Source organism: Spirosoma utsteinense, from assembly GCF_014282275.1.
GTDB lineage: Bacteria > Bacteroidota > Bacteroidia > Cytophagales > Spirosomataceae > Spirosoma > Spirosoma utsteinense.
Genome location: NZ_VFIA01000032.1, coordinates 60,008 through 75,784, shown reverse-complemented (window position 1 = coordinate 75,784; position 15,777 = coordinate 60,008). Strand labels below are relative to the sequence as shown.

The window sequence follows — 15,777 nt, the reverse complement described above, 5'->3', positions numbered from 1 at the left end:
TGCCATTGAGAGTCCGTTAGTGCTTGAAACGATTCGTTCATGATCTTGGAGCTTGGTAACTACAAGATAAGACGGACTCTCATTTTTAGACTATCCAAAACATACTCTAAGGTTTCAGCCAATCAAGCGGCCGGTGTATCCTGGCCGGGTGTATCCTGGACGGCCACGTCCGGGTAAGAAAAATAAATATTTACACCCGGACGTGGCCGTCCAGGATACAGCGGCCGCTCGATTGGCTGAAATTCAGGCCAGCGTAAAAACTTAAATAGGTTCAGAAACCAGAAACGCCGGGCTCATGTCCGGCGTTTCTGGTTTACTTCGTTTCGATAAGCGTTACAGCTGCCGGAACTTGACATTGCGAAACCAAACCGGGCTACCCCAATCCTGTAAACCGAACCGGCCCTTGAACTGACCTTTGCCAACCGGTGCATCCTTCAGTTTGCTACCGGCCAGGCGTTGTTTCCAGTCGGCGCTGCTGAGGTCGTGTTCGTGGATGGTGAAGCCATTCATGGTAACCGTCAGCTGGTTTTTCTTCATGATCACGTGCAGCTGGTTCCAGGAGCCAACCGGATTTACCTCGCGAACCCGCGCATTGGCAACACTGAAAAAGTCGCCCGCCCGGTGTTTGTTCTCATTCGCGCCTTCATAGATGGCATTGTCGAGGACCTGAAGCTCAAGCCCCGTATCATACACGTTCTTATAAGCGGGTGTCTCCTGCACGAAGAAGAAAATGCCGCTGTTGGTCAGGCGGTCTACCTTCCAGTCGGCTTTGAATTCAAAATCGCCGGAAAAAGTAGCATCCGTGACCAGATCGCCCCCGTTAACGGCTTTGTTACCCGCCCGATTGGGAACGCTCAGATGAAGCGCGCCCTGCTCTATCTGCCAGGCAGACCCAACGCCTTTGCCACCGTAGGTGTGCCAGCCAGTTACGTCACGGCCATTGAACAGCAGCGACCAGTGGTCTTTCTTTTCCTGGGCCGACAGGGTATTGAGGGGCTGCGCCTGTAACAGAGAGCCAGCAAAACAAACAAGCAGGGTAATCGAAAGGAATGGATGACGTATCATTGATAAGGGATTGATCGACGGTAAAAGGCGGGTGTAAGCTATTCGTTACTGTTCGTTAAGGTTTCCCGGTACGCTGTTGCAGGAAATGAATCAGCGGCTGAACCTCATCGGGCAGGTTAAGGTCATCGAAGCGCAGACAGATCTTTTTGCGTCCTTCTGTCAGGTCGAGCCGGTATTGGTAGCCATCCCGGAGTGCAGAGTTGGCCGATACGGGTTGGTAAGCGTCTGGCTGTGTCAGCACCTTATCGACCATTTTCTGTAAGTCGGCCGGTAGATCGGCAGATTGAACTTCTGTGTGCGCCCGCTGAGGAAATAATCCCCCTTCGCGCGAATAGACCAGTTTCATAAGCAGTGGTGCCGAAGCATAGATCGTTTACAAACCTACGGCCAGAAAGGATTCTTTAACAACAGTTTCGGTATCGGCAGGGACACGTTTGGCGACGGCAAGTTTTTTTGCCTGCTTCAGGATGGCGGTCTTAAAGCTTTTGAAGTTCGTCGTTGGCTTGAGCGTTTTAAGCGTCTCGAACCAAAGCAAAGCGGCTTTGTCGGTTTCAATGCCAGTGGCTACCAGGAAAAATACTTTGTTCGGAATGCCGCTGTTGATATGAACGCCCCCGTTATCGCCCGTTCCTTTGTAGATGGCGTTCATATGGTCGGGTTGCGGGTCTTTTCCCATCAGTGGGTTGTCGTAAGCGGTGCCGGGCGCTTTCATGGAGCGCAAGGCTTGTCCCTGAAGCGAAGGCCCCATGATTTCATCGCCAATGAGCCAGTCGGCTGTAGCTGCGGTTTGTTTCTTCGACACCTGCTTGATCACCGATCCGAATACGTCGGCATAATGTTCGTTGAGTGCTCCCGGCTGGCCCTGGTAGGTGAGTCCCGCTGTGTACTGCACTACGCCATGGGTAAGCTCATGACCAGCCACGTCGAGCGCGTTGGCAAGGTTGATAAATACCTCACCGTCGCCGTCGCCAAACGTCATTTCGTCGCCATCCCAGAACGCATTGGCGTAGTTCTGTCCGAAATGCACATTGAGAATCAGATCGGCCCCATGGTTATCGACCGATAGATAATTGAAGGCTGTTTTGTAGTACTCGCGGATGATGCCGGCGTTTTCATACACCGTATTCACAATTGGGTCGACGGTGGCGGCTCCCCCTTCTTTGCGTACCAGCAACAGCCGCTGATGCTGCGTTGTATTGGAATCGTATACAAAGCGGTCGGCATTCTTTGTGGGTGGGGTGACCAGTGCCGACTGACTGCTTCGAAGAGCCAGCTGGTCGGCGCGCCGTTCGCGAAATTCGCGGCTGATCGTTCTTGTGTTCGTCGGAATAGCAACGCCTGCCTTTTTAAGCTCATCAATAATGAACGGCGGAATGATTTGACAGAGACAACCTACGTGCTTTTTCATAGGATAACGTGCGTTTTAAAACGGTAAATGACAAGCTGGACTGGTGGTTTAGTAGGGGCCGCGCGTATGAACCGGGTGGCGAAAATTGACCGGTAAGCCAGCTGTTTCGGACCGACTGGCTTCGCTCCTAGGCTTACTAATTTCAACGGCAATAGGTTTATTATATTTTCATATATCCACAACGCCGACTTTTGCAGTTACCTACTAGGTACTGCCAGCCGATTAAGTTTCTCCCGAACGAGGTAGTGCGGTACTGGCTTTTACCTTTGTCTTAAACCCGAATCCTGTATGAATTACGTTCTGCTTGTGCTTACGCTGCTCCTGGTCGGCTGTGGTACGTCGTCTACCAAAAAAGACCAGCAACCTACTGCCGACTCCATAGATCCGCCGTTCAAATTGCCGTATGTGCTCAATACGCCGGACGAAAACGTAACGTTGCCGAAGGAGCTGAAAGAAATATCAGGCCTTACGTATTACAAAAACAACCAGCTTTTGTGTGTGCAGGATGAGGAGGCTGTCGTGTATGTGTATGACACGAAGAAAAAGAAAGTTGTCAAGGATTTCGGGTTCGGTGGCTACGGCGACTTCGAAGGGATAGAATATGTCAACGATGAGGTATATGTGCTTGAAAGCAACGGAAACCTGTTTCGCTTTAAACCCGAGTCGACCCAGATCGGCCGCACGCTAACCGGCTTGCCCGCCAAAACAGAGGTCGAAGGACTGGGTTATGAACCTAAGACAAAACGGCTGTTGATAGCGGTCAAAAATGGGGGTGGCCCGTCGAGCGATAAAGCCATTTACTCGTTCGATCTGCTCAATAAAGCGGTCTTCAAAGACATGAGCCTCAACGATGATCAGCTCAAAGCGGCTGGCATAGACCCAAAAACGTATAAGCCATCGGGTATTGCCGTTCATCCCATAACGGGCGAGTGGTATGTGCTGACCTCGGCCGGAAAGCGCCTGCTTATTACAAACCGGCAGGCCAAAATCATATACTCCGAAGAACTCGACCCAAAGCTATTTCGCCAGCCCGAAGGCATCTGCTTTGCCCCTAACGGAGACCTGTATATTGCCAGCGAAGGCGACGGCAAAAAAGGATATATCCTGTCATTTGCCTACAAAAAATAACCTCACCCGTACCGCGGACTTCAGTCCGTATGACTAACCATAGAAACGGACTGAAGTCCGTGGTACGGAATAAAGTCAAAAATTTAGCTGACCAGAAAATTCATGGCTTGCTTCAGCGTCCGTTCGTTACCGGTTTCAGGGTCGTTGTACGACCGTTCGCCCACTTCAATATCGAGTTGTTTGCCGATCAGCTGTTTGGTATCCAGTTCGGCACCTTCTTTTACGTCGATACCTGCTTGCTCAAATAAGCTCACAATGCTGGACATACCTGCCTGTGACTGGTAAAAACGGTGTGATACGTAACCATCTTCGTTTTCAAAACGAGCAGCAAAAAAGGGAATCCCTTTGTTTTCGCTCGATCCTTCCTGAATATCGGTGATCGTTACAGTCTGGTGGCCGTCTGCTAACAGCGGCTTTTCCTGGCCTTTTTCTATGGCAATTTTCATAACGCTGGGGTGTATTTTGTTTGTATTATAAACCCAGCATTTGTGCGATTGTTTTGTGGTAAGGCTGAAAAAACGACTGGTTTTCTCTGGTCAGCCGTTAGCCTTGGTATAGGCAAGCAGGTATTTATTTCAGGTGAAGTTTCATGCCCTCATGGGAATCAATAAAGCCAAGCGATTCGTAAAATCGTTTGGCTTCCGGTCTCTTCTTATCGGTGGTCAACTGAAGTAGATGAGCCCCTTTTTTCTTGGCCCGCTGAATAGCGTACTGAAAAACGGCATTGCCAATGCCTTGCCCCTGATACCCTGATTTTACCCTCACCGCTTCTATCTGCGCCCTGACGCCACCCTGATAGGTTAGATACTGAACAAAACTTAACTGGAATGTGGCTACAATTTCCTGGGCAAATTCCACCACTGTCAACTCCTGATGGCTATCGGCCGTGATTACCCTGAACGCCTGGATGTAAGCCTCTGGCAAAGGAATCTGATAGTCTTCCCGCTCAGCGCCCAATTTGTCGTCTGCCAACATCCTGATAATGTCCACCAGATCAGACTCGATTGCCAGTCTATACGTTAATTCCATGTTTGTCGTGTGCTGCTTGTGTGAAGCCAATTTATAGGTGTTGGCAAGTAAGGCAGTAAAAAGGCCGGGTTTGCGGCCCGGCCCTTTGTTTATTTTCCTGCCTCCAACACCGCCACGTTCTGGGTTCGGTATTTATAAACATACTCGATCAGGTCGGCTACCAAGCCGGTCCAGCCGGTTTGGTGGTTGGCACCCAAGCCTGCGCCCACGTCGCCGTGGAAGTATTCGTAGAACAGGTACAGACCCTGGAAATGCGGGTCATGCTGCATTTTCTCGTCGAAACCGTAGGCTGGAATCCGCCCGTCGGGGCCGCGCCGAAAGATACTGATGAGCCGCTCGGCCACCAGGACGGTAGCTTCTTTTACGCTCATCACCTGCCCTGAATTGGTGGGGTACTCGATCTCGAAATCATCCCCATAATACTGGTAGAATTTCAGGAGGGAGTCGATCAGCAGGAAGTTGACCGGAAACCAGATAGGTCCGCGCCAGTTGGAATTGCCACCAAACATGCTCATTTCCGACTCGGCCGCCACATAGCGCACCTGGAAAATTTCGCTGTTCAGCTCGAACTGATAGGGCGTTTTCTCGTGGTACTTCGATAAAGCCCGGATGCCGTAGTCCGACAGAAACTCCGTCTCATCGAACATCCGTTTCAGGATCATCTTCATCCGGTGACCGCGGAGCAGGCTGAGCAGGTGCGTTTCGCCCTTCCCCGGTTCGTGCCAGCGCGACACCAGCGATGCCAGATCGGGCCGGTTGGTGAGTACCCATTCGACCCGGCGTTTGAAATCGGGCAGTTTCGAGAGCAGATCTTCGTCCAGGATCTCGACTGCAAACAGGGGAATCAATCCCACCATCGAGCGTATCTTGAGGAGCCGGGCGTTCTGGTCGGGCGTGTGCAGTACGTCGTAGTAAAACTGGTCGACCTCGTCCCAGAGGCTAATGTGCTGCTTGCCGAGGTTGTTCATGGCCGAGGCAATGTGCAGGAAGTGCTCGAAGAACTTGCTGGCCATGTCCTGATAACTGGGCCGTGTCAGCGAAATCTCGCAGGCAATCCGCAGCATGTTCAGCGTATACATGGCCATCCAGCCCGTACCATCGGCCTGCTCGATCCGGCCACCCATGGGGAGCGGCTGGCTCCGGTCGAACACCCCGATGTTGTCCAGCCCCAGGAATCCACCGCCAAAGATGTTGTTTCCTTCAACATCCTTCCGGTTGACCCACCACGTGAAATTCAGCAGCAGTTTGTGGAAAACCCGTTCCAGAAACCCGACGTCACCCACGCCATTCTGTTCTTTATCGATTTCGTAGACCTTCCAGGTTGCCCAGGCATGAACGGGCGGGTTCACGTCGCCGAAGTTCCATTCATAGGCCGGAATCTGCCCGTTCGGGTGCATGTAATACTCCCGCAGGATAACCGCCAGCTGCCGTTTGGCAAAATCAGGGTCGAGCCGGGCGAGGGTCAGGGTATGGAACGCCAGATCCCAGGCCGCAAACCACGGGTATTCCCATTTGTCGGGCATACTCAGGATGTTGGCCGTGTACATGTGTTTCCAGCCTTCATTGCGGGCATACACCCGTCCCTGGAACGGCACCGGCATCTTCGGGTCGCCTTTGAGCCACTCGTTGACGTTGTAATAATAAAACTGCTTGTTCCAGAGCATGCCCGCATAGGCCTGCCGCTGAATGGCCCGCAGTTCGGGATCGGTTACGTTCCGTTGCAGATGGTTATAGAAGCCTTCGGTTTCGGTCAGGCGTTTCTGCCAGATCTCGTCGAAGTCGGCAAACGGGCGGGCGGGGTCGGGCTGGGCCAGCAACGTCTGATCGCTGAACCGCAGCCGGATGCTGGTACTGCCCCCGGCGGGTACCTGCCGTGTATACTGGGCCGACGCTTTGGTGCCGATCTGGTTGGGGTTGATAAATCCTTTTTTCCCGCCCGAAGTAATGTAGTTGTTGATACCGTCTTTGGGGTATTTGGCTACGTTTGGCCGTCCATAGAGCCGTTCGGTATTGGTGTCGTTATCGCAGAAAAGCAGTGCGTCGGCGTCTTCGCAGTAAAGTTTGTACTTACCTAACTGCCGGTGGTTGACCTCGATCTGGCTCTTGCCGATGCCGTTGAGAATAGGGCGGGAGTTGTACTGATCGTAGCCCCACGACCACGTATTTCGGAACCAGATGGTAGGCAGCAGTGTCAGCGGGGCGTCCTGCGCCGACCGGTTATGGGCCGTAACGGTTACCAGCCAGTCATTCTGGTCGGCTTTGGCGTATTCGATGAAAATGTCGAAATATTCATCCTGGGCAAAAATACCCGTGTCGAGCAATTCGAACTCGGGTTCCTGCCGCCCCCGGCGGGCTGTTTCGATGACCAGCCGGTTATAGGGGTACTCCTGCTGCGGGTATTTGTACAGCATTTTCATGTACGAGTGCGTAGGGGTGCTGTCCAGGTAATAGTACAGTTCCTTTACGTCCTCGCCATGATTTCCCTCCGGACCTGAGAGGCCAAAGAAGCGCTCTTTGAGGATGTTGTCTTTATGGTTCCAGAACCCCAGTGCGAAACAGATATGGCCTTTATTATCCGAGATACCACCGATGCCTTCTTCGCCCCAGCGGTAGGCGCGGGAGCGGGCCATGTCGTGGGTAACGAAGTTCCAGGCATCTCCGTACGGGCTGTAGTCTTCCCGAACGGTTCCCCAGGCGCGGTCAGACAGGTAAGGCCCCCATTTTTTCCAACCTTTATTATCGGCTCGTTCGTAAATGCGTTCGCGTTCGGCTATCATAAAGTATTCGTCAGGGGCATGAATCGAGTGGTAATACTACCAACGTAAATCAAAAGTAATGCTAAACGACAATTGAGCGCGCAAAAAGTTTGCGGACGGCCGTTTCAAAGAAATTAACAGCCTGACAGCCAGCTATGTTTTCCGCCTGTCTTACCTAGGTTAGGGTCAATAGTACTTTAAGCAGTTTTCTTGCGTATTTACCGTGATCGGTTAACTTTGATCCTTTCTTTTTATATCGTCCGGCACCCATGCGATTCAACCTTTTTTACCCGGTTTACGTATTGATGCTCCTGGTTTCGACCGCCTGCGAGCGGGGTGGCCCGGAGACACCGCCACCGCCTGCCGCATTGCAGCCAGCTACTACGTTCACAGACCCGCCGAGAAGTGATATCCGCGGCTTTGTAACCTTGTGCGATGAATTTGGCGTGGTGAAGGCCAAAAGTGACAGCATGATCGTCTCGCTCGAAGGGTTGCAGACCGCCTTTCCGGCCCGCACCCGCCCTGAAGGACGCTTCACCATCGCCAATGTGTTTGGGGGTAACTATAATCTGAGCTACAACAAACCCCGCTCCGAGTACGGAAACTTCAAACAGATCGGTATCGTGCATACCGGCGGCCTGATCACGGTTGCCAATTCCGTTACTATCTGGGAAAGAGCTAAAACGGTACCATCGAACCTGTCAGTGTCGATCAAAGGACTGAACCTGACCCTGTCGGGGGTGACCGGCCCGGTTCAGCCGGTCGGGACGGCCGATGAGCAGAAACGACGGGTGCGGCTGTTCTTTGGCCGCGACGAGAAGGTGAGTCACCTTAGCTACGTGACAACATGGGGGCAGGTGGTTGTGCCGCCCGGCTCTACCGGGGAGTTTGCCGAAAAGCTGCTGGCCGACGAGCTGCAGGCGTTTCAACCCGGTGAGCGCGTGTATGTAATCGCCTATGGGATCACAGCCTTCGAAAATGCGTATGTCGATCCGGAGACAAAGCGAAAAGTATACACCGGTATCAACCCGACGCCATCGAATGTGGTGAGTTTTATTCTGCCGTAAGGGTTTACTTCACCGCTGCCAGCACCCGCCTGATCAATTCGTTGGGGTTGCCGTTATGCCACCGCCACACGATCACGATGTCATGCTCAGGGTCTACCCAGACGGTATTCTGTCCTGCGCCCAGCGCGGCATAACTGGTTGCCGGTGCATCGGGCCAGGCCTTTTTACCCGTCGAGCCTTTGCCCGTGTTGAGCCACCACAGGTAGCCATAGTCCGGACCCACGGGGCTGGGCGTTGTCGCCCGTCTCACCCAGTCCGCCGAGACGATCTGCCGGTTCTCCCAGCGACCCTGCCGCAGAAACAGGTAACCAAAGCGGGCTTCATCGCGGGCACTGATCCGCAGGCCGCCCCCCCAACGCGTGCCGCCACTTACCGATGGCAGCTGCTTTCCGTCGATGTCGGCTACGGCGTTGGGATAAGGAATGTACTGCCAGGTGCTGGAGGCCCCGATCGGATTCATGATTTCGTCACGGACTACATCGGGAATCGGTTTTTTCCATAGCCGGAGCAGCGATAGCGCCAGGCGGTTGATTCTGACATCGTTATATTCGTAGTAGGTGCCGGGTTTCTGAAGGGTTCGGGGTTTGCGTTCTCCTTTGCCAAAGGCTTCCTTTCCCACAAAATCACTGTTTTTACCCCACAGCTCTCCTTCCCATTCGCTGGTTTGCTGGGCATGGTTCTCCCAGGTGATGGCCCGGTTCTGGATCGATTCGTAGCCGCCATCCTGGATCAGTTTCGCGACCGGTTCGTGAATGTCCGGAATCATGCCGCGCTCGATGGTGATGCCCAGCACCGTCGACAACACGCTTTTGGCTACGCTATAGGTAGGATCGACGCGCTGGGTTTCGCCCCATTCGGCTACGATGTAGCCATGCCGCAGAATGATGCCGTTGGTAGCTGCCCGGCTGGTGGGCATGGGGCCAAGCAGTTTACCGAAAATTTCTTCCTGCGTCGAGAAATCGGGTGCCATCTGGGTGGTCTCCTGGGTTTTGGCAAACGCCACGGCCTGGTCGAGCAGGGCAGCATCCATCCCTACTTTAGCCGGCTCCCGCCGGGCCCAGGCGTCGCCTTTAGCCGGGAAATAGGTGGTAGATTGAGTCGCAGGGCGGTGACAGGCAGACAGACCCACGAGTGCTACCAGCGTAAAAAAGAAAGAAGGGCGTCGGTTGAGGGACGTCATAGTATAAGCCGTTGTAGGGGTGGTTGAAAAGGGTTTGACAGGATTACAGGATTACAGAATGTATCAGAAAGCGCATCCTGTTCAATCCTGTAATCCTGTCAAAAGAGGTTACCGTTCTAACTTGAACCCCTTATCGATGGCTGGCCGCTGGGGGCGATTGGCGATATCCCAGCCCGTCAGGTACATCCAGCGGGTAATGTTGGTCACTTTGCTGGTGTCGATGCGCTCGGGTTCGTCTTTTGGGGTGTGGTAATCGACGTGCAGCAGGCTGGTAAAGGCAATGGCCGGAATGTTGACGCGCGCATAGGGCAGGTGGTCGGAGCGAAAGTACCAGCCCTCGGGGTGGTCTGGCTTATCCCAGAGCGTATCGAGCTTGAAGGTCATCCCGGTCAGGGTATTGGCCGTCAGAGCCGCGTTTACCAGATCGGCCGAGTTGCGGTGGGGCGGCTGCTGACCAAGAATACAGGCACTATCGGGGGCATTGCGGCCAATCATCTCGGCGTTAAGCACGGCCACGATCGACTCGCGCGGTACCGTAGGTTTGTCGACATAGTAGCGTGATCCCAGCAGGCCCCGTTCTTCGGCGCCGTGGAAGACGAAGAGTGCCGACCGTTTCGCGGGTTTCTGAACAAACGCCCGTGCCAGAGCCATCGTGGCCACACAGCCGCTGGCGTTATCGTCGGCACCGTTCCAGATGGAGTCGCCCGCTACAGCCCGCCGAACACCGTCGTGGTCTTGGTGCGTGCTGAACAGGATATGTTCATTCTTGAGGGTTGGGTCGGTGCCGGGTACTTTCGCCACAATATTTACCGATGGGTAGCTGAAACTCTCGACATTGACTACGTTCGTAAATTGCTGACCGGGCTGTTTTACCCACTCCAGGGCGCTGGCGGGGAGCCAGACGGTTGGGGCCTGCGAGAAAATGCGGGTGTTTGGGCCGCCGGGCAGGTCGTAACGACCCCGTTCGAGGCCCGTTGTCCAGCGTTCGAAGTAAGACTGGGCCTGTGCATCGGAAACCCACACTACCGCTACCGCACCGGCTTTGATCAGCTCAGCAGCCTTACGGTTCATGGTTCCGAACAGAAACCGCCGGTAACTCAGCTCGGGTGGCCCCGTTCCCGAAAAGGCGAGCGCTACAGCTTTCCCTTTGATATCGACCTTCGCCAGATCGTCGGGCGTACCGGTGCCGACGAATACCAGGGGCGCATCGACAGACGCGATGGCGGGAGCCAGAATAAACGCGTCTTCCCCGTGGGTAAGCTGGTGGCTGCCGATGTTCAGCCGACTCGTTTCGGTGATGCGCGTACGCTGGATATGAAAGAATTGAAAGAAAGTGCCATCATCGCCCGCCGGTTGCAGGCCAATGGCCCGGAGTTGCTCGGCGATCCAGACCGAGGCTTTCAGTTCATCGAGCGAACCCCCTTCGCGCCCCCGAAAATGGTCGCCCGCCAGCGCGAACAGATCCCGTTTGATGTCGCTTTCGCGGATGGCCGAAATAGCGTTGGCACTTTTACCCGCGCTGGGTTTCGATTGAGCGTATCCGGAAACGGAGGTGATGAAGAGAAGACCCAGCAGAACGGCCAGACGAGGCAATGACTGGGGAAATAGGTACTTGTGGCGAATCATCGAGCGTTTGATCAGAAGGTGATTGCGAAAAGCAAATCTACTTCCAGACGGTCGATTGATTGATGTGGGCGGCTAAAAAAGAGCCATTAAATGATGTAGGCTTGATAAGTGTCGTTGGTGGGCTAACCGGTGTTGGTTTTGTCGGCTGTTTCGGCGCGAAGAAAATAAAATAAACGGCCATCGCCAGCATAAACAGGATCGCTGCCGTGGTCGTCGCGATCCAGAGCGGCCATAGTCGTTTGCGGGTTGCCGATTCATGGATGCGCTGGTGAAGCGTGTCGCGCAGATCGGCCAGTTGCTCGGTGGTTGGCCGACCCGATGCATTGATGGCGGTTTGCTGCATGGCTTCGAGGCCCGCCAGCGCATCGGCATAGAAGGGGTCTTTGAGCAGGATACGCTCAACGCGGTGCTGCGCGGCTCCACTGAGCAGCCCGGCCTGATAGGCCCGCAGATCGTCGAAGGAAAGTTGGTCGTTCATGGTTGCTTACTCATGCAAAGTTTCAGGTTCCGGCGACCATTTTGCAAATAACTTTTCACTTGTTTCAGGTCGTAGCCCGTTTCATGGGCTACATCGGTATAACTTTTCTGTTCCAGATAGAAGAGCGTCAGGCAGGTTCGCTGCTCAGGGGGCAGCGTTTGCAGGCAAGTCTCCATATGGGTCAGGTTCTCTTCGAGGTCCGGCTGGTCCAGGTCCTCGTTCGTCAGGGTCAGCCATTCGTCGGACGAACCTTCGTCTGCGTTAGGGGTGATCAGTACGGCTACGGGGTGGGCCTGCCTTTTACGCAGCTGCATCAGGCAGTAGTTGCGGGCTACGCTGTGTAACCAGGGCTGAAACTGCTGAACATCATGTCGGCGCAGATCGGTCACCAGCTGTTCGAAGAGGTGCATGACCGCATCTTTTGCCTCCTCTTCGTCGCGCAGGTAGTTGTAGCATACTGCATAGACAAGCTCCATATGCCGCTCATACAGCTCACCCAGCACAGCCAGATCACCCGTGGCGCGGTAAACGGCCACGTACTCCAGATCGGTAGTGAGTTTGGGTCTGCGAAACCGTTTTAGAAACATGGGTGTCCGGTCTACTTAGCTGTATGATGCAGTGAGCGCTTAAATTCCATAAACAGATAGCCGGATGCTACCCGCCCCTGTATAGATAACACTAAATTTTATAGCAAATTAGCTGGTGATAATTCGCATAATCATCCGTTTGCTGTGTCTCACACCCGCCACCCTGCTACCGGCCCGCTGCTCGGCCTGACTATTCTCGATCTGACCCGGCTGCTGCCCGGCCCGCTTGGTACTATGCTCATGGCCGACATGGGTGCCGATGTTATCAAGATCGAAGACCCGCAGGCACCGGATTACGTGCGTTCGTTTCCGCCGTACGTAAACGGCGAGTCGGCCAATTACCTGGCCTATAATCGTTCGAAACGCAGTATCTTCCTCGATTATCGAACGCCGGAAGGCCGCAACCAGTTTCTTCATTTGGTCAAATCGGCCGATGTTGTCGTTGAGCAGTTCAGGCCGGGCTACCTCGATCAACTGGGTATCGGTTATGAAGCTGCCCGGCCTGTCAACCCCCGCATCATCTACGTGTCGGTTACGGGTTTCGGGCAGACGGGGCCGTATGCCCATCTGGCGGGCCACGACCTGAATTATAGTGCGCTGGCAGGGGTGCTCGGCCTGACCGGTGAGGGGCCAGACTTTACGGGTGAGCCTGGCCCTCCGGTCATTCCGGGCGTACAGCTGGCCGACATCGCGGGCGGTTCCTACGGATGCGTGATGGCTACGCTGGCAGCCCTTTACGCCCGCGAGCGAACCGGCGAGGGACAGCAGGTAGATGTGTCGATGACCGATGCCGTCATGCCGCTGCTGTCGGTAGCCTACGCCAGTTTTGCCGGTGGTCAGTCGCCCGAGCGCGGGAGTATGCCCTTGTCGGGTGGACTGCCCAATTACGGCGTTTATCCCTGTAGCGATGGAAAATATGCTGCGCTGGGCACCCTCGAACCCAAGTTCTGGCAGAAATTCTGTGGGCTGGTGGGTAAGCCCGACTGGCTGGGTTTTCTGCTGCCCGCCAGTCCGGCTCAGCTGGCCGACTTTAAACAACAGATTCAATCGCTTTTTCTGGAGAGGAGCCGGGACGAGTGGACGCAGTTTGGGCTGGAGAACGATATGCTGATCACACCCGTCAACACCCTCGCCGACCTTGAGACAGACCCACACCTGATGGCCCGGCAGATGATCCTGACGCAGGAGCACCCGGTAGCGGGACTTTTTCGGACTGTTGGCGTTCCGCTGAAGTTCTCCGGCACACCCGCCCAACCGGCCTGGCCAGCGCCGGAACCGGGTGAAGACACGAATGACATACTGGGCCTATCCTCGGAAACAGACCGGTAGCGTAACTTTCCGGGGAGGTGTTCGTTAAACAGAGATAAGAAACGAACCAACGTTATGAAACGGACCCTATTTTTTACAACCCTGCTGGTTGCTGGCCTTACCGCCGGCGCGATGGCCCAGAGTGGCCAGTCGCCAACCATGCAGCAATCGACCTCGACCGTAGAGACGCCGGGAACAAATACACCCCGGCCGAAGATCAAAAAAACGAGCCGACGCGAACGCATGGAGATGGAGCGCGGTATGGACACAACGCTTCCCAAAGACCGGAAGCAACGGCGCCTGCCACCCGATTCGTTACGCCGGGGTGGGGCTACAAAAGTCGACACCATTCGCTAGTCAACACAGTCATGCCGGACCAAACTGCATCGTTGAGCAGTAGGTCTGCAGTGCTATCAATCTACCAAACAATATGATCAAGTACCTGACCGGGTTAGTCCTCGCTGGCACTATAGCCGTGGCGCAGACGCCACAGAAACCCGCGAAACCTGCGGCTTCAGCCAAGCCAGCGTCAACAACAGCCGCACCGTCGGCAAGTGGTCCTGCCTCAGCATCGGCCGCCAAGCCGTCCCGTCCGCTGCCCGAACAACCCTTAAAGACAAAACTGGAGAACCGGAATACGGCCAATCCGAATTACCGGAAAGAAAAAGCACGTGGCGATAGTAAGGGAATTCAGCCAAAGTATACTCCCCGGCAGACAGAGTCGGGTGTTCGCCCGGATACGGTAAGAAAACGGAAGTCTTAGTAACAGATTCCCTAACGACGAACCTGCCACCGTTCAACCGGTAGCGGGTTCGTCTTAGGGGAATCTATTTTTCACGTTCCTTTTTACGTGCTTCCCGCTTCGCTTTGCGTTCGGCCTTTCGATCGGCTCGTTTTTCTTTTCGTTCTTCCTTTCGCTCCGTCTGGCGGGCCTTGAAGTCAGCTTTTACGTCTTTCAGCGCATCCTGTAAGGTGATGTTATTGTCGAACTCGCCCCGAAACGCTTCGATATAGGCGTTTCGCAGCACGCCAAACAGCGTTGGCCAGATGGCTGTCTCCACTTCATCGATGGTGCCATTGAGTGGAATCCGGGTGGCTACCTGATCTTTTTTCTGATTCTTCAATACGGCGGTTCCGGCCTGTGCGACGAGTTCGGTGAAGAACTTGCCAATCGACCGGCCTTCGTGCTCGTTGAGCTTGAAGATCTTCATCTCCTTCGTCAACGGTTTAAGGTAGCCGTTGAGCTTACCGTCCAGCATAGCCATTTCACTGAATAGGCTCATCGTACCGCGCTCGAAGTCAATGTTGGCATAAGCCCGGGCGAGTGGATTGATTTTGACCAGTTGCAAATCGGTAAAACGCATGTTGTAATCGAAATCGGGCATCTGCTTCAGCAGATTCATGTTGGCCGAAAAGTTCATCGTCCCGCCGTAGCCCGGCACATCGCCCGATGCTACCACCGGTGACGGAAGTTTCTTTCCCTGATCTTCTACATTCCGGATGTTTCTGATTTCGGCCTGGAGGTTTTGCAGCGATAGGTCGGCGCGGGGTTGTGTTACCAGGCTGGTCAGATTCACCTTGCCGTTTACGACCGAAAACCGGTTGATGTTGATTGGAAGGAGTTTTGTCAGGTATTCGGTCCAGTCTACTTCAGCGCCGGTCTGGTTAGACGCTTCGTCATCGCTGAACGCGAAATTCAGTTCGGGCTCGTAGGCTTCGACCTCGCTGACCAGTTTCCCTTTGAACAGTGATTTCCACTCAACCGACAGGTCGGTCTTGGGCATATACAGGAACGGCTCTTTGATCTTGCCGTTGACCTTGCGGATGCGCAGGTCGTCGATCTGGTAAGCGCCCCGGATCAGCTGAATGTCAATATCCTCGACGTGGCCGGTGTAGTCCCCCATGTCAGCCAGCGTTTTGTTGACATACCGAAGTACGAAGTACGGCAGCAGGAGTCGTGCTACAACCAACAGAACAACGAGGGCGACCAGAATCTTTGTGGTGCGTTTCAAAACAGTATGTGAATTTGTTTATCCTAGTAGTAACGCAAAAAAGGGGGCAGGAGTTGAAACAAGGTCTGTTTCTGTGAGGATACGTTCATAAAAAACAGCCCAACACGAGTGGAAAATCGTATTGGGCTGTTCG

Annotated in this window: 16 protein-coding genes; 5 read left to right on the top strand and 11 right to left on the bottom strand. The window is 54.3% G+C overall.

The genetic code is table 11. The annotated features are described in order from the left end of the window. Positions 1 to 333: 333 nt before the first annotated feature. From FH603_RS21225 to FH603_RS21215, 3 genes are read right to left on the bottom strand one after another with little or no spacing between them, the layout of a single operon-like run. A complete protein-coding gene (locus FH603_RS21225; RefSeq protein WP_186739720.1) occupies positions 334 to 1,065 on the bottom strand; it encodes a 3-keto-disaccharide hydrolase in 732 nt (243 codons plus the stop codon). A gap of 55 nt (positions 1,066 to 1,120) precedes the next feature. After that, positions 1,121 to 1,411 carry a protealysin inhibitor emfourin gene (locus FH603_RS21220; protein WP_186739718.1) on the bottom strand — a complete coding sequence of 97 codons (291 nt, stop codon included), beginning with the start codon at positions 1,409 to 1,411 and terminating at the stop codon, positions 1,121 to 1,123. Between the two features lie 27 nt (positions 1,412 to 1,438). Next, complete coding sequence (locus FH603_RS21215) at positions 1,439 to 2,473, bottom strand: M4 family metallopeptidase (protein WP_186739716.1); 1,035 nt, start codon at positions 2,471 to 2,473, stop codon at positions 1,439 to 1,441. Positions 2,474 to 2,761: 288 nt separating this feature from the next. Here FH603_RS21215 and FH603_RS21210 point away from each other — a divergent pair, with 288 nt between their 5' ends. After that, positions 2,762 to 3,601, top strand: a complete 840-nt coding sequence (locus FH603_RS21210) for an SdiA-regulated domain-containing protein (protein WP_186739714.1) — start codon at positions 2,762 to 2,764, stop codon at positions 3,599 to 3,601. A gap of 83 nt (positions 3,602 to 3,684) precedes the next feature. Here the strand turns inward: FH603_RS21210 and FH603_RS21205 are convergent, their stop codons facing one another. The 3 genes from FH603_RS21205 to FH603_RS21195 form a co-directional block, all read right to left on the bottom strand. Then, positions 3,685 to 4,047 (bottom strand): hypothetical protein, encoded by a 363-nt coding sequence (locus tag FH603_RS21205; protein ID WP_186739712.1) that lies wholly within the window; start codon positions 4,045 to 4,047, stop codon positions 3,685 to 3,687. A 124-nt stretch (positions 4,048 to 4,171) separates the two neighbouring features. Next, positions 4,172 to 4,630, bottom strand: coding sequence for a GNAT family N-acetyltransferase (locus FH603_RS21200; protein ID WP_186739710.1), 459 nt, complete (start codon positions 4,628 to 4,630; stop codon positions 4,172 to 4,174). A gap of 89 nt (positions 4,631 to 4,719) precedes the next feature. Continuing rightward, positions 4,720 to 7,407, bottom strand: coding sequence for an MGH1-like glycoside hydrolase domain-containing protein (locus FH603_RS21195; protein ID WP_186739708.1), 2,688 nt, complete (start codon positions 7,405 to 7,407; stop codon positions 4,720 to 4,722). Between the two features lie 248 nt (positions 7,408 to 7,655). Here FH603_RS21195 and FH603_RS21190 point away from each other — a divergent pair, with 248 nt between their 5' ends. After that, positions 7,656 to 8,453 (top strand): hypothetical protein, encoded by a 798-nt coding sequence (locus tag FH603_RS21190; RefSeq protein ID WP_186739706.1) that lies wholly within the window; start codon positions 7,656 to 7,658, stop codon positions 8,451 to 8,453. Positions 8,454 to 8,457: 4 nt separating this feature from the next. Here the strand turns inward: FH603_RS21190 and FH603_RS21185 are convergent, their stop codons facing one another. From FH603_RS21185 to FH603_RS21170, 4 genes are all read right to left on the bottom strand, one after another. Next, a complete protein-coding gene (locus FH603_RS21185; RefSeq protein WP_186739705.1) occupies positions 8,458 to 9,633 on the bottom strand; it encodes a serine hydrolase domain-containing protein in 1,176 nt (391 codons plus the stop codon). 108 nt (positions 9,634 to 9,741) lie between these two features. Further along, positions 9,742 to 11,259 carry a M28 family peptidase gene (locus FH603_RS21180; RefSeq protein WP_186739704.1) on the bottom strand — a complete coding sequence of 506 codons (1,518 nt, stop codon included), beginning with the start codon at positions 11,257 to 11,259 and terminating at the stop codon, positions 9,742 to 9,744. Positions 11,260 to 11,296: 37 nt separating this feature from the next. Beyond that, positions 11,297 to 11,737 carry a hypothetical protein gene (locus FH603_RS21175; protein ID WP_235985419.1) on the bottom strand — a complete coding sequence of 147 codons (441 nt, stop codon included), beginning with the start codon at positions 11,735 to 11,737 and terminating at the stop codon, positions 11,297 to 11,299. After that, on the bottom strand, positions 11,734 to 12,324 hold the full coding sequence (locus FH603_RS21170; RefSeq protein WP_186739703.1) for an RNA polymerase sigma factor: 591 nt from the start codon (positions 12,322 to 12,324) through the stop codon (positions 11,734 to 11,736). Before FH603_RS21170 ends, FH603_RS21175 begins: the two co-directional genes overlap by 4 nt. A gap of 144 nt (positions 12,325 to 12,468) precedes the next feature. Between FH603_RS21170 and FH603_RS21165 the strand changes: the two genes are divergently transcribed. The 3 genes from FH603_RS21165 to FH603_RS21155 all read left to right on the top strand — a co-directional run bounded on the left by FH603_RS21165 (position 12,469) and on the right by FH603_RS21155 (position 14,395). Next, on the top strand, positions 12,469 to 13,653 hold the full coding sequence (locus FH603_RS21165) for a CaiB/BaiF CoA transferase family protein (protein WP_186739702.1): 1,185 nt from the start codon (positions 12,469 to 12,471) through the stop codon (positions 13,651 to 13,653). 54 nt (positions 13,654 to 13,707) lie between these two features. Beyond that, the gene (locus tag FH603_RS21160) at positions 13,708 to 13,989 is read left to right on the top strand and encodes a DUF4148 domain-containing protein (protein ID WP_186739701.1); all 282 of its coding nucleotides are present in this window, start codon (positions 13,708 to 13,710) and stop codon (positions 13,987 to 13,989) included. Positions 13,990 to 14,062: 73 nt separating this feature from the next. Beyond that, the gene (locus FH603_RS21155; protein WP_186739699.1) at positions 14,063 to 14,395 is read left to right on the top strand and encodes a hypothetical protein; all 333 of its coding nucleotides are present in this window, start codon (positions 14,063 to 14,065) and stop codon (positions 14,393 to 14,395) included. Between the two features lie 64 nt (positions 14,396 to 14,459). Here the strand turns inward: FH603_RS21155 and FH603_RS21150 are convergent, their stop codons facing one another. Continuing rightward, positions 14,460 to 15,644 carry a DUF748 domain-containing protein gene (locus tag FH603_RS21150; RefSeq protein WP_186739697.1) on the bottom strand — a complete coding sequence of 395 codons (1,185 nt, stop codon included), beginning with the start codon at positions 15,642 to 15,644 and terminating at the stop codon, positions 14,460 to 14,462. Positions 15,645 to 15,777: the final 133 nt, after the last annotated feature.

Coding starts and splice junctions, on each gene's coding strand:
- FH603_RS21155 (WP_186739699.1), top strand. CDS start 14,063: ATGATCAAGTACCTGACCGGGTTAGTCCTCGCTGGCACTATAGCCGTG.
- FH603_RS21170 (WP_186739703.1), bottom strand. CDS start 12,324: ATGTTTCTAAAACGGTTTCGCAGACCCAAACTCACTACCGATCTGGAG.
- FH603_RS21180 (WP_186739704.1), bottom strand. CDS start 11,259: ATGATTCGCCACAAGTACCTATTTCCCCAGTCATTGCCTCGTCTGGCC.
- FH603_RS21190 (WP_186739706.1), top strand. CDS start 7,656: ATGCGATTCAACCTTTTTTACCCGGTTTACGTATTGATGCTCCTGGTT.
- FH603_RS21175 (WP_235985419.1), bottom strand. CDS start 11,737: ATGAACGACCAACTTTCCTTCGACGATCTGCGGGCCTATCAGGCCGGG.
- FH603_RS21220 (WP_186739718.1), bottom strand. CDS start 1,411: ATGAAACTGGTCTATTCGCGCGAAGGGGGATTATTTCCTCAGCGGGCG.
- FH603_RS21200 (WP_186739710.1), bottom strand. CDS start 4,630: ATGGAATTAACGTATAGACTGGCAATCGAGTCTGATCTGGTGGACATT.
- FH603_RS21160 (WP_186739701.1), top strand. CDS start 13,708: ATGAAACGGACCCTATTTTTTACAACCCTGCTGGTTGCTGGCCTTACC.
- FH603_RS21210 (WP_186739714.1), top strand. CDS start 2,762: ATGAATTACGTTCTGCTTGTGCTTACGCTGCTCCTGGTCGGCTGTGGT.
- FH603_RS21185 (WP_186739705.1), bottom strand. CDS start 9,633: ATGACGTCCCTCAACCGACGCCCTTCTTTCTTTTTTACGCTGGTAGCA.
- FH603_RS21195 (WP_186739708.1), bottom strand. CDS start 7,407: ATGATAGCCGAACGCGAACGCATTTACGAACGAGCCGATAATAAAGGT.
- FH603_RS21215 (WP_186739716.1), bottom strand. CDS start 2,473: ATGAAAAAGCACGTAGGTTGTCTCTGTCAAATCATTCCGCCGTTCATT.
- FH603_RS21205 (WP_186739712.1), bottom strand. CDS start 4,047: ATGAAAATTGCCATAGAAAAAGGCCAGGAAAAGCCGCTGTTAGCAGAC.
- FH603_RS21225 (WP_186739720.1), bottom strand. CDS start 1,065: ATGATACGTCATCCATTCCTTTCGATTACCCTGCTTGTTTGTTTTGCT.